At 35.1% G+C, this 16,153-nt stretch carries 16 protein-coding genes; 7 read left to right on the forward strand and 9 right to left on the reverse strand.

The window, feature by feature from the left end; all coding sequences use genetic code 11:
- Window positions 1–244 precede the first annotated feature (244 nt).
- The 6 genes from KM885_RS18085 to KM885_RS08585 all read left to right on the forward strand — a co-directional run bounded on the left by KM885_RS18085 (window position 245) and on the right by KM885_RS08585 (window position 3,938).
- A complete protein-coding gene (locus KM885_RS18085) occupies window positions 245–370 on the forward strand; it encodes a hypothetical protein (protein ID WP_255376722.1) in 126 nt (41 codons plus the stop codon).
- Window positions 371–661: 291 nt separating this feature from the next.
- On the forward strand, window positions 662–847 hold the full coding sequence (locus KM885_RS08565) for a hypothetical protein (RefSeq protein ID WP_060668980.1): 186 nt from the start codon (window positions 662–664) through the stop codon (window positions 845–847).
- Window positions 848–1,051: 204 nt separating this feature from the next.
- Window positions 1,052–1,768: a ferredoxin reductase domain-containing protein gene (locus tag KM885_RS08570; protein ID WP_060668979.1), complete on the forward strand. Its 717-nt coding sequence runs from the start codon at window positions 1,052–1,054 to the stop codon at window positions 1,766–1,768.
- Window positions 1,769–2,082: 314 nt separating this feature from the next.
- Window positions 2,083–2,391, forward strand: coding sequence for a hypothetical protein (locus tag KM885_RS08575; protein WP_047186170.1), 309 nt, complete (start codon window positions 2,083–2,085; stop codon window positions 2,389–2,391).
- A gap of 745 nt (window positions 2,392–3,136) precedes the next feature.
- On the forward strand, window positions 3,137–3,325 hold the full coding sequence (locus tag KM885_RS08580) for a hypothetical protein (RefSeq protein WP_047186199.1): 189 nt from the start codon (window positions 3,137–3,139) through the stop codon (window positions 3,323–3,325).
- A gap of 262 nt (window positions 3,326–3,587) precedes the next feature.
- Window positions 3,588–3,938, forward strand: a complete 351-nt coding sequence (locus KM885_RS08585; protein ID WP_060668977.1) for a DoxX family protein — start codon at window positions 3,588–3,590, stop codon at window positions 3,936–3,938.
- Between the two features lie 492 nt (window positions 3,939–4,430).
- Here the strand turns inward: KM885_RS08585 and KM885_RS08590 are convergent, their stop codons facing one another.
- From KM885_RS08590 to yycF, 6 genes are all read right to left on the reverse strand, one after another.
- A complete protein-coding gene (locus KM885_RS08590; RefSeq protein ID WP_060668976.1) occupies window positions 4,431–5,651 on the reverse strand; it encodes a S1C family serine protease in 1,221 nt (406 codons plus the stop codon).
- A 73-nt stretch (window positions 5,652–5,724) separates the two neighbouring features.
- Window positions 5,725–6,510: an MBL fold metallo-hydrolase gene (locus KM885_RS08595; protein WP_060668975.1), complete on the reverse strand. Its 786-nt coding sequence runs from the start codon at window positions 6,508–6,510 to the stop codon at window positions 5,725–5,727.
- Entirely contained in the window at window positions 6,507–7,448 is a 942-nt protein-coding gene (locus KM885_RS08600) for a two-component system regulatory protein YycI (RefSeq protein WP_060668974.1), read from the reverse strand. The genes KM885_RS08595 and KM885_RS08600 overlap by 4 nt, the downstream gene beginning before the upstream one ends.
- A 17-nt stretch (window positions 7,449–7,465) precedes the next feature.
- Window positions 7,466–8,740 (reverse strand): YycH family regulatory protein, encoded by a 1,275-nt coding sequence (locus KM885_RS08605; RefSeq protein WP_047186176.1) that lies wholly within the window; start codon window positions 8,738–8,740, stop codon window positions 7,466–7,468.
- Window positions 8,740–10,572 (reverse strand): cell wall metabolism sensor histidine kinase WalK, encoded by a 1,833-nt coding sequence (gene walK / locus KM885_RS08610; RefSeq protein ID WP_047186177.1) that lies wholly within the window; start codon window positions 10,570–10,572, stop codon window positions 8,740–8,742. The genes KM885_RS08605 and walK overlap by 1 nt, the downstream gene beginning before the upstream one ends.
- A gap of 6 nt (window positions 10,573–10,578) precedes the next feature.
- The gene (yycF, locus tag KM885_RS08615; protein WP_145524158.1) at window positions 10,579–11,283 is read right to left on the reverse strand and encodes a response regulator YycF; all 705 of its coding nucleotides are present in this window, start codon (window positions 11,281–11,283) and stop codon (window positions 10,579–10,581) included.
- 165 nt (window positions 11,284–11,448) lie between these two features.
- On the opposite strand from yycF, the gene cdaS reads away from it, so the two are divergent.
- On the forward strand, window positions 11,449–12,063 hold the full coding sequence (gene cdaS / locus KM885_RS08620; RefSeq protein WP_145524157.1) for a sporulation-specific diadenylate cyclase CdaS: 615 nt from the start codon (window positions 11,449–11,451) through the stop codon (window positions 12,061–12,063).
- 30 nt (window positions 12,064–12,093) lie between these two features.
- On the opposite strand, the gene dnaB is transcribed toward cdaS, so the two are convergent.
- The 3 genes from dnaB to KM885_RS08635 form a co-directional block, all read right to left on the reverse strand.
- Window positions 12,094–13,464, reverse strand: coding sequence for a replicative DNA helicase (gene dnaB, locus KM885_RS08625; protein ID WP_047186180.1), 1,371 nt, complete (start codon window positions 13,462–13,464; stop codon window positions 12,094–12,096).
- Between the two features lie 265 nt (window positions 13,465–13,729).
- Window positions 13,730–14,176, reverse strand: coding sequence for a 50S ribosomal protein L9 (gene rplI, locus KM885_RS08630; protein ID WP_060668969.1), 447 nt, complete (start codon window positions 14,174–14,176; stop codon window positions 13,730–13,732).
- Window positions 14,173–16,146: a DHH family phosphoesterase gene (locus tag KM885_RS08635; RefSeq protein ID WP_060668968.1), complete on the reverse strand. Its 1,974-nt coding sequence runs from the start codon at window positions 16,144–16,146 to the stop codon at window positions 14,173–14,175. Before KM885_RS08635 ends, rplI begins: the two co-directional genes overlap by 4 nt.
- Window positions 16,147–16,153 lie beyond the last annotated feature (7 nt).

The raw sequence follows: 16,153 nt of genomic DNA on the forward strand, positions 1-16,153 counted from the left end.
GCGCGGTAGCCGAAAAAGTGTACAAAAATAGAGTGCCGGAAATATTGGTGTGAAAGACACACCGAGAAAAACTTGACACATACAAAAACTATCCTCACATTTCTTAAGGATAGTTTTTTTATTAAAATATTTAGAAGCCAATCCTAAATTAATTGTCTTAATTTTCCCTAAACAGGTGAACCATTATGGTAATATTGTATAAAAAGACACTTAACTTAATGGCAGATTAGTAGGAGGATTTTTATTGATATTCATTGGCTTTGTCGTCATAGTTATCACACTTTTAGCAGTAGAAGGGCATCTTAGAAAGGCATCTAAACAAAATGAGGAAATCATAAATTTATTAAAAGAAATAAAGGAAAATCAATAAGCTAACTAGTGCAACGGTTTAACAGCAATCGATATATGGAGCGGGGTTTCAATAAAAAGAATAATTATATTAATTCTATTTACAGGGTTAATAAGTGCCTGTTCTAACAATGAAGAGGTAACTCAACATAACTATCTATTTGTAGGAGAAGGAAAATACTGGTCGGCTGAATTAATATATAAAGCAGAAGAAGTATGGGGAAAAGATGCCGATGATATAAACACGTATTCAAGTGAAGATGAGTATACCTTTAAGTTAACATATAAAGGAGATTTAAACGAAATTGCTTCCATGAAACAATTAGATTATGAATATAACGGTCCAACTGGAGGAGGTAGTTTATCGGAAACCTTTGATGAACCTGTCTCTGTTAAAGAGTTTACTTCAAGGGGTGGTGGATCTGGAGCGATTATGAGAAAGGATATGGTCGTTCATGTTGAAGTGAAATGGGACGATAACGAGGAATCTTTTGATTAGTTGTAAAAGAATGAGTGATTGTGGAATTACCTAGTAGAGCCCTGTTCAGCAGTGGGCCATTATCTAGAAAAATACTTTTGAAAGTAGGTTACAAAAATATGCTGATAATGAATCTGAATAACCAATCCGTTTAATTGAGAATTATTATCAATTGTTGTATATTAGATAGTAACGATACAAATAATTGAGTTAGGAGAAGATATAATGCAAATATACTGGACTAAAATAAATAAAATTATTGATGAAACGCCTGAAGTTAAAACGTACCTGCTTGACTGTCCGGAAGACTTTACATGGGAAGAAGGTTCCCATACACACTTCGGACTGGAAGGTTTTAATGCCGGAGATAAACCAAACCGCAGCTTAATTCGCCACATGTCCATCTCCACTTTACCACATGAAAATTCAATCGGTATCACAACACGCATCAGAGAGCAGTGCTCTGAGTTTAAATCGATTTTAAGAAACCTTGAAGTCGGCAATGAAGTTGCAATATTTAAAACCCATTCGAATGTACCACTTAAAAGAGAAAACAAAAATGTTTACCTGCTGTCATCGGGTGTTGGCCTAGCAACTTTTAGACCGCTTGTACTTGATTATTTCGAACGTGCTGACAACGTCAATCAAATTCATTCCCTGAACATTGATTCAGCAAAAGAATTCTTATTCCCTAATATTTTTGAATCCGCGCCTGACAAGAAGTTCACATCACAGTTTGTCGATAACCGTAAAGACTACTATGAAGAAGTGAAAAATCTTGCTGCAGACAAGGATGGACTCTTCTATGTTGTCGGTAGCGATGAATTCCTCGTGCAGAACATTGAAGTACTACGTGAGCAGGGCATCAAACCAGAACAGATTATGCTTGACAAGCGTGAACAACAACTGCCTGAGTTTTTATCATTTGATTTATCCATTTAAGCGAGTCAAAATATTTTCTTGTTAAATACTAACTAGATGTTCCATTAATGGGCGCTTTTCTTTAATAGGAAGGCGTCTTTTTCTTTTATACAAAAATGTTATTCGAATATTATGTTAGTATGGGAAGGAGAGATTAAGTGAGTGAGCGGGCGGGATTTGTTTAATAAGGAGACACATTATAATGACATAGCAAATGAAGCATTTTGAAAATAAGGTGGCGCTAGTGACCAGGAGGGCGTTCGGGGATTGGCCGGGCCATTGCTCGCCGTCTGCATGAAAAAGGAGCAACTGTGACCACGGAGGGCTGTGATTATTTGAAGAACAATATTACATCAAAGAAGCATAGTATCATTAGCTATATTTCTTTGGTTAATGGCATTATTTGCTTTTTTATTGTATTTATAACGCCGACAAGAATAGCAAATATCGGGAATTCAGTTGGTGATAATATAACATTTTTACTTACGGGAACTGGCATCGTACTATCCCTCATTGGAATAGTTAAGAAAACGGAGAAAAATGTAATCCCTATTATTTCTTTAATCCTCTCATCGTCTTTCTTTATATTTTGGATCATTGTGATTATCTTATTGTTCACTGGTCAAATCGGCTTTGCTCCATAGTGAAAATAATTTAAAACTGAAGGGATATCGGGGAACCAAGGTTAGATTATTAAAATCCAAATTTTAGTTCCAATGTTCGGGAAAGGGGCTAATATACTTGATCATCTTTGTAGAAATTTTACGTGCAGTTGCTAGCACATTACTTGTTTTGAGTTCCGCATTCTATTTACGGCATTTAGAAAAGACTAAAAAACAAAGAAAACTTTCAACCCTTGAATTTACAATGTACATAATCATACAAATCGCATATATTTTCATTGCAATCAGTTTATTGATTTCAGTATTTATTATTAATTGATTAGTGCTGGTAATGCTGTTGTTTTCGGGAAGTAGATTTATACGGACTGACATTGAAGTTGCAGCTTATTTTTGAAAAGGAAATTGTGTAATCATTGCTCATTAGTTTTACTTATTATTATGAATTATGGAGCTAAAGGTCAAGTTTGTTAAGGAGTTAGCCTAAATAAATACTTTCAAATACACGAGGTGATTATGTTGGATAATGAACTCATAATAGTTTTCTTGGCTGTTTTTTCTGCGATTATTGGAGGCATGGTTATATTAAATACAAGGAAACAGAGTAAAAAGAAGAGATAACGGAGTCCATTATGAAATGGCTGAACATAACACATACATAAAGTTGTAAAAAGACTTATAACAAAAGCTTGGGGATAATCTTTCTACTTTTTTTATTTTTTACTTATAAAGGAAGCAATAAATTATAGCTTCTTATGGGGAGGATAGTATGTTTAAAAAGAATATTGGAATCCCAATAATTGCATTTCTTTTTTTAACCGTAAAGCAATTCATTTTTAACAGTGACATACATTGGGTTGACAACATTATTTTTTCTGTGCTTTTATTTTTAATTTATCCTATTGGGAAGTGGATAAACAAACCATATGATTGGAGTAAAAGGAAAAAGGAAAGATAGGGTGATTTTTCTATAGCAGTAGACTGCCAATCTTGAATTAAGGATAGCACCTTTCACTATAAGGTAAAGAGAAATAGGACTATACCATTTAATATTGATCATTAAAAATACCAGTCTCTTTCGCATTAAGTAGGCTGGTATTTTTTCTATGTAACCATTTAAGATATCCACAAAAACAGGAAACACATCAACTGCTTGTCAATGTTGTCCACCTTTTAGCATATGAATATAGTAATAATGTATTTAGGGGGTTGAGAAAGAGATGCAGATGACAAGGTGGGTTTGTTATGCAATTGGCTACGTTTTTATCACATCAGGAGTTATTAAATTAATTAATGGTGATTTTAAAATAATTTTTGCGAATTTGGGTATTCCTTATCCAGAACTCTTATTGTTTCTCGTTGCAATAGCAGAAATTGTGTGTGGGACTTTAATTTGTGCTCGAATGTATATAAGAAAGGCTTCGTCCATACTAATTGTTATTATGTTAGCTGCCGTTCTTCTGACCAAATTACCTCTGCTTTCAAGTGGAGCCTTCTTACACTTCTTATTTGAAGCTAGGCTAGATTTTGTAATGCTTCTTTTATTGTTAGCAGTTTATAAATACAATTAACCATTATTGGAAATCTGTTGATAATTAGTTAATAACAGCACTTTTATTCCACATTATTGCTATTTATCCACAAACTTATCAACATATGCACAAATGTTCGTAGTTATTTTGTTACCGAACATTCTTTCTATACCATATATTGTATTTATCTACAGGTATATCCACACGCTGTGGATAATACCTGTGAATAACAAACAGCTATCTTCCATCCAGAAGATAGCTGTTTTCTTGTGTATAAATTTATGAACAGAAGTATACAAATGAGCTTATTAAATTCTTTCTTAAAGAAGGACACGTCCAGCTCCAGCGCCTAGCGAGACTTCCCTCACCTCCGTACGATAAGTCAACATCGACTCACTGTTAAGGAAGGTCGACTAAAACCGGCCTTTGCGGCCAACGTCGACATACCCCTATGAAGGGGCATGTTTCCTTTATCTCCTGCGGCTCAGTCCAGTCCGTACGTCACTAAACGGGCGCTTCCGCTTTTGTTCTTTATTGTGCTCCGAGTTCAAAAGTTGTTTCTTTTCGTTTTCCATTGCGATAATAGGTTACTTTTACCTTTTCCCCAATTTTCTTTTCTTGATATAAAATCTTGCGTAAATCAATCATTGACATTGTTGGTTTATCATCTAGTGCAGTAATTACGTCCAACTGCTTTAAACCAGCTCTATCAGCCGGGGATAACGGTTCGACAGTCCAAACATATACTCCGCCTTCTACATCCTTAGGTAGTTTTAAAGTATCCTTCCATTCCGCTTGCGGGACTTCATCTAGTGAATAGATTTCTACGCCTAAGTATGGCCGAACCACTTCTCCGGTATTCTCTAATTCATTCATAACTGGCAGTGCAAAGTCGATGGGAATAGAAAAAGCAATTCCTTCCACCGCTTCTTGGTTAATTTTCATCGAATTAATACCAATTAATTGGCCGGAAATATTAATAAGTGCCCCACCACTGTTACCCGGGTTGATTGCCGCATCTGTTTGAATTACTTCCGCCTGCCAATCCGCTCTACCATCTTGATCAAAATCTTGTGGTATCGTACGTTCTTTTCCACTTATTACACCTTGTGTTACTGTACTTGAGAACATATGACCAAGAGGATTTCCTATCGCAATAGCAGGTTCGCCTACCTTAACATTACCGGATGAACCAATATCTATTACCTTTTCTACATTTGAGGCGTCCATTCGTAATACAGCTAAATCGGTAAAAATATCGCTTCCGATTATCTCTGCTGGAATGGAGGTTTCATTATATAATATAACCTCAACCTCATCTGCACCTTCAATAACATGATGGTTTGTCACAACATAAGCATTTCCATCTTTTACCTTATAGATAACCCCAGACCCTGTAGCAACCTCGCTTACCTCTGATTGATGCCAATAATCAGCACTTTCCATGAGATTCGAAACACCTACAACTGCTGGGGTAACCTTATTCACTATTTCAGTAATTTGAGTGGAGACATCTACATTAACAGAAGTATTAATGATTTCACCAGGAATTTCACCCTGACCATTCTGCTCCATATTCACTTTATTGAAGCTCTCTGTCTTTTCATTTTGTGTTCCAGCAAAAGATGGTATAACTTGAACTGCGAGAAATACTCCAATACCTAGTCCAACTAACATGGATAAAACCCAATAATATTTGCGTTTCTTTCTACGATGTGGATTTGGGGGATACCCTTCGTTATAATAGCCCATATATTTTCCCTCTTTTTATTAGTATTTACTATTACAGTAGTTTTCCTACTTTTAGGGAAAATACACGGGAAAATTAACTTACTTCAAATAATGATGTTGGCTCTTCTGGATCCGTGTCATATAAACCAATGTTAATTCCGCGTTCTTGAAGTACTTGATCAACAGACATACGTGCTAGATCTTTCATATTGTTATCTAAACTTAAGTGTGCTAAATAAATTCGCTTTGTACGATTACTAATAATATCTGCTAATGCTAATCCACTATCTTCATTAGAAACATGGCCGGAGTCCCCTAAAATTCGACGTTTTACACTCCAAGGATACCTGCCCATACGTAGCATTTCCACATCATGATTCGCTTCAAAGATATAGGCATCTGCGTCTTCCACGGTCTTCTTAATTCGCTCAGAAACATAACCTAAGTCTGTCACAAGCGCCACTTTCTTCCCGTTACTGTGAAATGTATAAAACATTGGTTCTGCTGCATCATGGGATACACCAAATGATTCTACATCCATATCCTCAAAGGTCTTAACTTCTTCCATCTGAAATAAAAACCTTTGATCTACTGACAATTTTCCAATTGACTTATCCATAGCTTTCCACGTTTTTTCATTTGCATAGATTGGTAGATTGTATTTGCGTGCAAAGATTCCTAATCCTTTAATATGATCACTATGCTCATGTGTAACTAAAATACCAGATAGATCAGACGGATCTACCTGGATTTTTTGAAATAATTCAGTAAGCTTCTTTCCACTTAAACCAGCATCCACTAATAACTTCTGCCGTTCTGATTCGATATAAAAGGCATTTCCTGTACTCCCAGATGCTAATACACTAAAACGTAAAGTCATTTTTCTATTTCACTCCGATTTTTGAACTGTTGCTTTTTGTTTAACAAGTCTAAAAATGGTTCAAATTTCTTCTCATCTTTATCATCTAAAGAATGAATCTTATAGATGTTATCTTCAATCATAGTATTAAGAAAAGTTTTATCGAAGCTGGAGAATGTAAAACCTTCAATAGCATTAATAAAGTAATTACGCTCCCCGCCATTTACCGTTACATTCCATGTAGGAGCAAATACTTGCTCTCCCTCTTCAATTAACCTGGAATAATATCCTAACTCTATTTTTGTTACTTTATCATTAGGATGCAAATCGTTTGAATTATATAATGCTTCAATAGCTTGCATTTGCTGAATTAATGGCTTAGAACCAGAACCTTGAGCATCTGTTTTACTTAATAAGGTTTCTGTATAATGTGTTATTTCATTTTTATCATTTAAATAGACCAATAAAAGGCCAGGTCCATGTTCATTATAATACACCGTACGACCTTCAATTTGCTGGAAGAAAATCAACACATTTAAATCCTTATACCAATCCCAATATACGAATTCGTCCGGAAAAAATATTTGACCTTTTACTAAATCAGATATTTCTTGTTTTGTAGCATTCTTCGGGATAGGTATTGGATCATCTAGTTGAGATACAATAGAATTACCATTAATAACAGCTGTTTGTTGCCCATCTTTATTTTGAATCTTTTCTAATTCTTTTTCATCAAAAACTCTTTCCGAAGTTAAAATATATGTTTCTTCTTTTACATTCGTATCCAATTCAGGAAGACTTATATTATCTGCTTCTAATTGGTCTTCGATTGTCGTTTCTTGGCTAAAAATAATCCCTAGATCGGCATCTTGCTGCTTATGAACAAATTGAAAGACTAAATAGATATTAAGAATTAGGAAACTAAGGATAAATAGTGTTTTTATATGACCCCATTGCATCTCTTAGTCCCCCCTTTTTATTTTTCATTTTCTTTAGGATTAATTGGAATCCACTCTTTATTAATTTGCTGTTGTATAAACCAACTTGGTTCATAGACGATAATGTTTTCATCCTTCTCATAATTTAGTTGATATCCAATTTGTATATCGTTTATATCTTCAAGTTTATAATTTTGCTTCAGATAATCTAAGATTTCATCACTAGAAGGTAGTGTAACCTCATTATCACTAAGAGAGTTATTGCTACGGAAAAGCGGACGATTATACTCTATTAATCGTTGTCCCCATCTTTGTTCCATAATGCTTAAAGGACTAAATACTGGATATCCACTATAATACATCTGATAACGAATGACATTTTCATTTGTATTAATATCCATTAATTTAAATGTTTCTGTCCATCCCTGGTAGGAGTTTATGTCTGAAATACTTTTGTTTAATAAATCCTCTGCAAATAAGGGTTCTTGATTTTCATTAATCGAACCTGGACTGATATACTCTATTCTTGCTTCATCTTGTGTCACACTCATTTGGCTACTATCCGTAAAATACGTTGTCCCTAGATTAGTATAATTCGATTGTCTTACAATAGAGGGATCTGAAAATAATACATCAACTAGATTATTCGGATTGATTTTACTGAATGTCTTTGTTTGTCTTGTTAATTTTATAGGTCCTTCAGGAATATATATAGACCTATCGTTTCCATTTTTAAATACAGATAATTTTCTAAGATCTTGTTTTTCTAAATAAGATGCTAATTCTTCATAGTTCTTTCTGTCTTGGATAACAGCAACAGCTTTATCCCTTCCATCTATAGAAGGAAACTCAACTCTTATAACACGTAATTCCTTATCCAATGTGAGATAAACCTTATCAAATGACCATATTGGTAATTCTAAATTGTTAACTTGAAAGGTAAAAATATTATCTAATAATTCCATTGGTAAAGGAGTGGGAAAAGTAATCTCTACATCATGTGCACGATTATTGTCCTCTATCTTTTCTAATTCAAAGTTATACAATTCCCATTGTTGAATTTCCTTAAAAAAGTCGCTTTGTTCTACTGGATTTTTGAACCCATAATGCTGATTTAAAACTTGAAAAACTATTTGCCTCGGTTCAATGAGTGTACGAATGGACTCCTCCGTACCATTTAGACTAAAATCCTCAGGCTTCGCATCACTTAATAGTTCTATACTTGGTTTATAATTCCACATTCCAAACGTAAGTAATAAACTAGTTCCTATTAAAAAGATTAAAATAAATGATTTTATCGTTTCAAGTTTCATCATCTACCCCTCCGCTTCTGATTCATCAGCGGAAGTGTAAAGAGAATAGTTGTCCCTTTACCTTCTTTACTTTTAGCCCAAATTTTACCGTGGTGGGCTTCAATGAGTTCTTTTGTAATTGCTAGTCCTAATCCCGTTCCACCTAATTTTCTTGATCTTGCCTTGTCAGCACGATAAAAACGTTCAAATATCTTGTCTAATTTATCGTACGCTATTCCTATTCCTTCGTCTTTTACACTTATCAACAAGTGATGTCTTTTCTGCTCTACCTTAAGTCGGATTTCTCCACCCTCAGGGGAATATTTAATTGCATTTGAAATAATATTATCCAATACTTGGGTCATTTTATCTTTATCAATCCAAACATAAAACAGGCCTTTAGGTAGTTCACGTTTAAAAGTAAGTTGCTCCGGAATATTCATTTCTAATCGATCTATCACGTGATGGAAATAACCTATAAATTCCGTTCGTTCCTTATGCATTGGATATTCATCTTGATCCAGCTTAGATAATTGCAATAGATCATTGACCATTCTAATCATACGGTCTGTCTCGTTTTGTGCAACATTTAAAAAGCGTGGAGCAATTTCTTTATCTTGCCAAGCCCCTTCTGTTAATGCCTCAATGTAACTCTTCATCGTCGTTAAAGGTGTTCTTAGTTCATGAGATACATTTGAAACAAACTCTCGTCGTTCTTGTTCTACCTTTTCTTGTTCTGTTACATCGCTTAAAACAGCAATAAACCCAGTTATTTCGTCCTCATCGTCAACTACAGTAGAGAAGTTAGCCCGAATTAATAAAGGTTCATCATCTTCACTAAAATCAATAATAATGGAACCACTATCTTGGAGCTCCGTTATATCAACAATTTTATCTTCTAATTGTAAAACATCTAAAAAGTAATCCCCGATAATATCATCAGGATTTTGACCGATTAATCTTCCAGCAGATTCATTTGTCAGCGTGATGATTCCAGAATTATCAATTGAGATAACTCCATCTGACATGTTCAATAGTACCGAGCTTAGTTTTCGCCGTTCCTCTTCAATTGTTGCATAGGAGTGTTTTAATCTACTATTTAAATCATTAAAAGTCTCAGCCAATTGGCCAATCTCATCTTTACCATAAACATTTACTTTCTGTGTAAAGTCCCCTTTAGCCATTATTTGTGCCTGTCTTCGCATTTCCATTATTGGCTTCGTAATGGTTCGAGCCACTAATATGCCTAAAAATGCGGATATACCTATAGCTAGGATAGACCCTTGAATAAAAATATCATTAATTTCATTTAATTGGTCGTAAACGGTTTGAATGGGAGCTTTAGCATAGATAATACCGACAACTGTACCTTCTTTGTCATATAAAGGTAATGCTTGTACATATACACGCTCCTGTGTTTCCTCATCCAACATGATATCGTCTTTAAAGGAATTAAAGAATAACGCATTATCAATAATATCCTGACTTGTTTTCTTACCAATATCTTTCTGATAGTTAGAATCATTAGTCCCAATAATACGACCTTGATTATTAATCACCTGAATACTTGTTAATGCTGTATCAATACTTATCTCATCTACTATTTGCTGAACTTCTTGATGTAATGTTAGTCCTTCCCCGTCTTCCGTTCTTTCCTTATTAAAAGCTTGTTCTAAATTATAACTAAGCAGGTCCATACGCTCACTAATCGATTCGGTGTAGTTCATTAAGAGCTCATCTTCAAGCTTTTTCATAAAAAAGGTACCTATTACCTGCATTGCTAATAACAGTAATAGAATGTATATAATAATGAATTTTAATTGTATAGAACGGAAAAAACCAACTTTATTCATGCAACATTACTCCTGTTCAGGATTACGTAAATAATACCCAACACCTCGTCGAGTGATAATCCAAGTCGGATTACTAGGGTTCTCCTCAATTTTCTCACGTAGTCTTCTAACGGTTACATCCACCGTACGAACATCACCGAAATAATCATAGCCCCATACCGTTTCAAGTAGATGTTCACGAGTCATAACCTGTCCGATATGTCGAGCTAAATAATGTAGTAATTCGAATTCACGGTGTGTAAGCTCTATTTGAATTCCATCTCGTGACACTACATAAGCATCTGGATGTATTGTTAAGTTACCAATTTCTATGTCGCTAGATTCCTTTTCAGGTTCAACGTCAGGAACTTGTTGTCTACGTAAATTTGCCTTTACTCGGGCAATTAATTCGCGGTTACTGAAAGGCTTTGTCACATAGTCATCCGCTCCAAGTTCTAAACCTAATACTTTATCTATTTCAGAATCCTTTGCCGTTAACATAATAATTGGCATTGTTTGTGTTTTTCTAATTTCACGTAATACTTCATTTCCATCTTTATTTGGAAGCATTATATCTAATAAAATTAAATCAGGTTTTTCATTTTCTGCTAATTTGATGGCATCATCACCATCGTACGCACAAATAACCTGGTATCCTTCTTTTTCTAAGTTGAATTGTAATATATCTGCAATTGGCTGTTCATCATCAACTACTAAAATCTTCTGAGCCATACTCTCACTTCCTTTTGCAATTGCTTACTCTATTTTACCGCAAATTAAACAATATGTCTTTATTTGGGCTAATTTCATCTAACTAAATAATTTACATAATAACTCTGTATAATAACAATCATATAGCAAAAAATAATGTTTATATTAAACATGGGGTGTTAATGAATGCCAAACACTAACTTGCCTATTCCTTTAATAACACAATTAAGAGGAAATCTAGAAATTCTATCTAATCAAATCCATAACATGCTTGAACATACTGATATTACGAAAACAGATATTCTTAATGACTTTGAAGAACTTCATCAGCTCTTTCATGATGTTCAAGTAAATGCAGCATCTTTTTATTTACGGAGTTTTCTTGCTCCATTTACTGATCAATTCGAGGTACTGTCTACCGCTATTCAACATCTATCTAAACGAAATCATGGAGCACTTATTGTTATTCAACGCCATGATCATTTAGATTCCTTTATCCATTCTGGAATTAACGTTCAAGCAAAGTTATCCTCCCCTTTACTAGAGTCTATCTTTTATACGGGTAATCCCTTGCATGATGGAGCGGTTTTAATCTGTAAAGATAGGATTGTTTCAGCTGGAAATGTTCTTCCACTGTCAACAAAAGAAATCCATTTAAAAGTTGGAACTAGACATCGCGCAGCAATCGGAATTACAGAATTAACTGATACATTAGTTCTCGTTGTATCTGAGGAAACAGGTAGAGCCACATTTGCTTTAAGCGGCAATTTATACCCAATTATGACAAAAGGCTTAACATAAAAAACAGCCTAGTGAGGCTGTTTTTTATTCTTATGACATCGCTACTGGCGGGATATCACTTGTGCTATATCTATGATCTAAGTCTACGAATTTATTGTATTCTTTCACAAAGGCAAGCTCAACCGTACCAACTGGACCATTACGTTGTTTTGCAAGTATGATTTCAATGATATTTTGCTTTTCGGATTCTTTATCATAGTAATCATCTCGATATAAGAAACCAACAATATCCGCATCCTGCTCTATACTTCCCGATTCACGTAAGTCAGACATCATCGGCCGTTTATCTTGACGGGATTCTACACCACGAGATAACTGTGATAAGGCTATTAGTGGCACATCTAATTCACGCGCTAATCCTTTTAACGATCTCGATATCTCGGAAACCTCTTGTTGACGGTTTTCTCCTGAATTTCCACTTCCCTGAATTAATTGTAGGTAATCAATCAATATCATACCAAGACCATGTTCCTGTTTTAAACGACGACATTTAGAACGAATTTCACTAACTCGTATACCTGGGGAGTCATCAATATAGATTCCAGCATTAGATAAAGACCCCATTGCCATCGTTAGTTTTGTCCAGTCTTCTGCCTCTAATTGTCCATTACGCAATCTCTGAGCATCGATATTTCCTTCCGCACAAAGCATACGTTGAACCAATTGATCCGCACCCATTTCTAGACTGAATATCGCGACGTTTTCGTCTGTATTCACTGCAACACTTTGGGCAACATTCAAAGCAAACGCCGTTTTACCTACCGATGGGCGTGCTGCGATAATGATAAGATCATTCCGTTGAAACCCTGATGTAATTTTATCCAAATCTCTAAAGCCAGTTGGTATTCCTGTTACATCCCCGTTTTGTTGATGTAATCTCTCAATATTATCATATACATCTATTAATACATCTTTAATAGATTTGAATGCTCCTGAGTTTTTTCGACTGGAAACCTCTAGTATCCCTTTTTCCGCGTCATTTAGAACATCTGCTACATCGTCTTCCTTTTCAAAACTGGAAGTCACAATATCAGTAGCTGTTCGAATGAGACGTCTTAAAAGTGCCTTTTCCTCTACAATCTTACAATAATATTCTATATTAGCCGCGGTTGGGACACTTTCAGCTAGTTGTGTGAGATATACAACTCCACCAACTTCATCTAGTTGTTTAGCATCATTTAGGTAAGATGTAACTGTAATGACATCTATAGGCTCCCCACGATCTGCAAGTTTCATCATAGCTGCAAAGATTCTTTGATGTGCGGCACGATAAAAATCTTCGGGAACTAATTTTTCTGATGCTGTAGAAAAGGCCTCAGGTTCTAGAAAAACAGCACCGATAACGGATTGCTCAGCCTCCATATTATGAGGCGGTGTACGTTCATTCCATGTTTGGCTCATAGTTTTTTCGTTCTCTCCCTTTAGCTCTACTTAGAAATTTATCTGTTAGAGGATGTTCAAAAAGTCCGGTGAAAATGACACTTCACATTTCTTCGTTGGTGATAGCGCATTTGCCGACCTCGGTCCTTTTGATCCTCACTCTGAAAACAAAGTATTAGTTGAAGATTTTGGATGCGTTGATTTATATATTGAAGTTGGTGTCTTTGAAGCAGAAGAAATCGGCACTAAGCCGATTTCCTTCCTTTTATTTTATAAAGTATTTACTTTATTGTTCCACTACATGAACTTTGATAGTTCCAGATACTTCATGATGTAATTTTACAGGAACATTCGTGTATCCTAAAGACCTAATGGGTTGGTCTAACTCAATTTTCCTTTTATCAATTTTATATCCATAGTTTTTATTTAAAACATCTGCAATTTGTTTACTTGTAATAGATCCAAATAATCTGCCACTATCTCCTGATTTAGCCTTAATTTCCACTGTTAAATTCTCAATCTCTTCTTTCAATTTAACTGCATCATCTTTTTCTTTTTGTTCGATTGCAGCATCTTTTTTCTTTTTCGCCTCAAGTGCTTTTAAATTACCAGGAGTCGCTTCTTCGGCTAAGTTATTCTTTAATAAGAAATTACGTGCATAACCATCTGAAACGTTTTTTACATCTCCTTTTTTGCCTTTTCCTTTAACATCTTTAAGAAATATTACTCTCATTCCGATTCTCTCCCCTCTAAATATTCCGTTATAATATCTTTTAAAAGCTCAGTAGCATCATCAATCGTTGTATCTTCTATCTGAGTTGCTGCATTCGTTAAATGACCGCCACCATTCATTTTTTCCATGATAACTTGTACATTCACTTTGCCTAACGACCTTGCACTTATACCTATTCTACCATCGTCCCGTTCTGATATAACGAAGGAAGCTGTAATACCTGTCATCGTAAGTAATGTATCAGCAGCTTGTGCTATTAATACAGGACCAAATATTTCCCCTGATTCTGCTTTCGCTATAGCTATATTACCTTTGAAAATCTCTGCACGTTCAATTAATTTAGCACGTTTTATATACAAATCAATGTCTTCTTTCATAAACTGCTGAACGAGAACAGTATCCGCACCTCTTGAACGTAAATAAGATGCCGCATCAAAGGTTCGTGATCCCGTTCTTAATGTAAAACTCTTCGTATCGACAATAATTCCAGCTAACAGGGCTGTTGCTTCAACCATTTTTAATTTTAAACTTTTTGGCTGATATTCCAATAACTCCGTAACTAGCTCGGCAGTAGAAGAAGCATAAGGTTCCATGTAAACTAATGTAGGATTTCCGATAAAGTCTTCCCCTCTTCGGTGATGGTCAATTACAACTGTATTGTCAGTTTTGTTTAAGAGACTGGCATCTGCTACCATAGAAGGCTTATGCGTATCTACCACAACAATGAGACTCTGGCTTGTCATGATTTCCTCCGCTTCAAATGGCTCTATAAAATATCGCCATAGCTCTTCGTCTGCTTTTAAAGCATCTACTAAACGATGAACACCTGTGTCTACATCATCTGGATCAAATACGATATAACCTTTTGCATTATTCGCTTTGGCAATATTTAAAATACCAATCGCAGACCCTAATGAATCCATATCTGGGGATTTATGACCCATAATAATAACATTATCACTCGTTTTTACAAGCTCGGTCAGCGCATGAGAAATAACTCTAGCTCTAACTCGAGTCCGTTTTTCCATTGGATTTGTTTTTCCGCCATAAAAACGGACCTTGCCAGACTCATCCTTAATTGCCACTTGGTCACCACCACGACCTAAAGCAAGGTCTAAACATGATTGTGCTAGTTCACCCAAATCTGGTAAAGGCAAATTACCTGTCCCTACTCCTATACTTAGTGTAACAGGATTATTCTGTTCAACTATCAACTCTCGAACTTCATCTAATATATCAAATTTAACCTTTTCCAGTTGTTGTAATATTTGTTTCGTTCCTACTGCTAAAAAACGTTCCTGTGAGGTACGTTTCAAATAAAGGCCATATTCACTAGCCCAATTATTTAATACCGATGTTACCTGGGAGTTCAATTGGCTTTTAGCCGTATCATCCATGTTTTGGGTGATTTCCTCATAATTATCTAAAAAGATAACAGCTAAAACGGTTTGTTCACTTTCATATTTAGCTTTAAGTTCCACTTGCGCCGTTCGATCAAAAAAGTATAGCAACTTCTCTTCTTTACGAATCATAGTGAGAAATTTTAATTCATTTAACTCAACTAAAACCTCTTCCTTATCCTCTTTAATCATGGGAATTAGTTGTTCAGAAATGATATTTAAGGATTCACCTACAATAGAATCCTTCTCACTTAATTTATTCATATAGGGATTAGACCACTCAATTTTATAATCGTCATTAAACAGTATAATTCCAAAAGGCATTTCAAGTAGTGCCTCTTCCCCTACTTTTTTAACCCTATGGGAAATCGTTGAAATATACGCTTCCGTTTTATCTATCAAAGTTCTTTCTGTTCGAATGGAATAGTATATGGAGGCTAAGAGTAATATAGTCATGAAAACACCTAACATCCACTCGTAATACCAGATCAATGCGAGTAATATCACGGATAACGTATAGATTACCCATAAGTGCTTACTAAGTGTAGGTTTCTTTTGGTTATTCGGCATAGATTTC

The organism is Oceanobacillus caeni (assembly GCF_019037185.1).
Classification (GTDB): domain Bacteria; phylum Bacillota; class Bacilli; order Bacillales; family Amphibacillaceae; genus Oceanobacillus; species Oceanobacillus caeni.

Excerpts from the sequence above, each read along its gene's own strand:
- KM885_RS08565 (WP_060668980.1), top strand. The coding sequence starts at position 662 with ATGAAACAATTAGATTATGAATATAACGGTCCAACTGGAGGAGGTAGT.
- KM885_RS08570 (WP_060668979.1), top strand. The coding sequence starts at position 1,052 with ATGCAAATATACTGGACTAAAATAAATAAAATTATTGATGAAACGCCT.
- KM885_RS08580 (WP_047186199.1), top strand. The coding sequence starts at position 3,137 with ATGTTTAAAAAGAATATTGGAATCCCAATAATTGCATTTCTTTTTTTA.
- KM885_RS08585 (WP_060668977.1), top strand. The coding sequence starts at position 3,588 with ATGCAGATGACAAGGTGGGTTTGTTATGCAATTGGCTACGTTTTTATC.
- KM885_RS08590 (WP_060668976.1), bottom strand. The coding sequence starts at position 5,651 with ATGGGCTATTATAACGAAGGGTATCCCCCAAATCCACATCGTAGAAAG.
- KM885_RS08595 (WP_060668975.1), bottom strand. The coding sequence starts at position 6,510 with ATGACTTTACGTTTTAGTGTATTAGCATCTGGGAGTACAGGAAATGCC.
- KM885_RS08600 (WP_060668974.1), bottom strand. The coding sequence starts at position 7,448 with ATGCAATGGGGTCATATAAAAACACTATTTATCCTTAGTTTCCTAATT.
- KM885_RS08605 (WP_047186176.1), bottom strand. The coding sequence starts at position 8,740 with ATGAAACTTGAAACGATAAAATCATTTATTTTAATCTTTTTAATAGGA.
- walK (WP_047186177.1), bottom strand. The coding sequence starts at position 10,572 with ATGAATAAAGTTGGTTTTTTCCGTTCTATACAATTAAAATTCATTATT.
- yycF (WP_145524158.1), bottom strand. The coding sequence starts at position 11,283 with ATGGCTCAGAAGATTTTAGTAGTTGATGATGAACAGCCAATTGCAGAT.
- cdaS (WP_145524157.1), top strand. The coding sequence starts at position 11,449 with ATGCCAAACACTAACTTGCCTATTCCTTTAATAACACAATTAAGAGGA.
- dnaB (WP_047186180.1), bottom strand. The coding sequence starts at position 13,464 with ATGAGCCAAACATGGAATGAACGTACACCGCCTCATAATATGGAGGCT.
- rplI (WP_060668969.1), bottom strand. The coding sequence starts at position 14,176 with ATGAGAGTAATATTTCTTAAAGATGTTAAAGGAAAAGGCAAAAAAGGA.
- KM885_RS08635 (WP_060668968.1), bottom strand. The coding sequence starts at position 16,146 with ATGCCGAATAACCAAAAGAAACCTACACTTAGTAAGCACTTATGGGTA.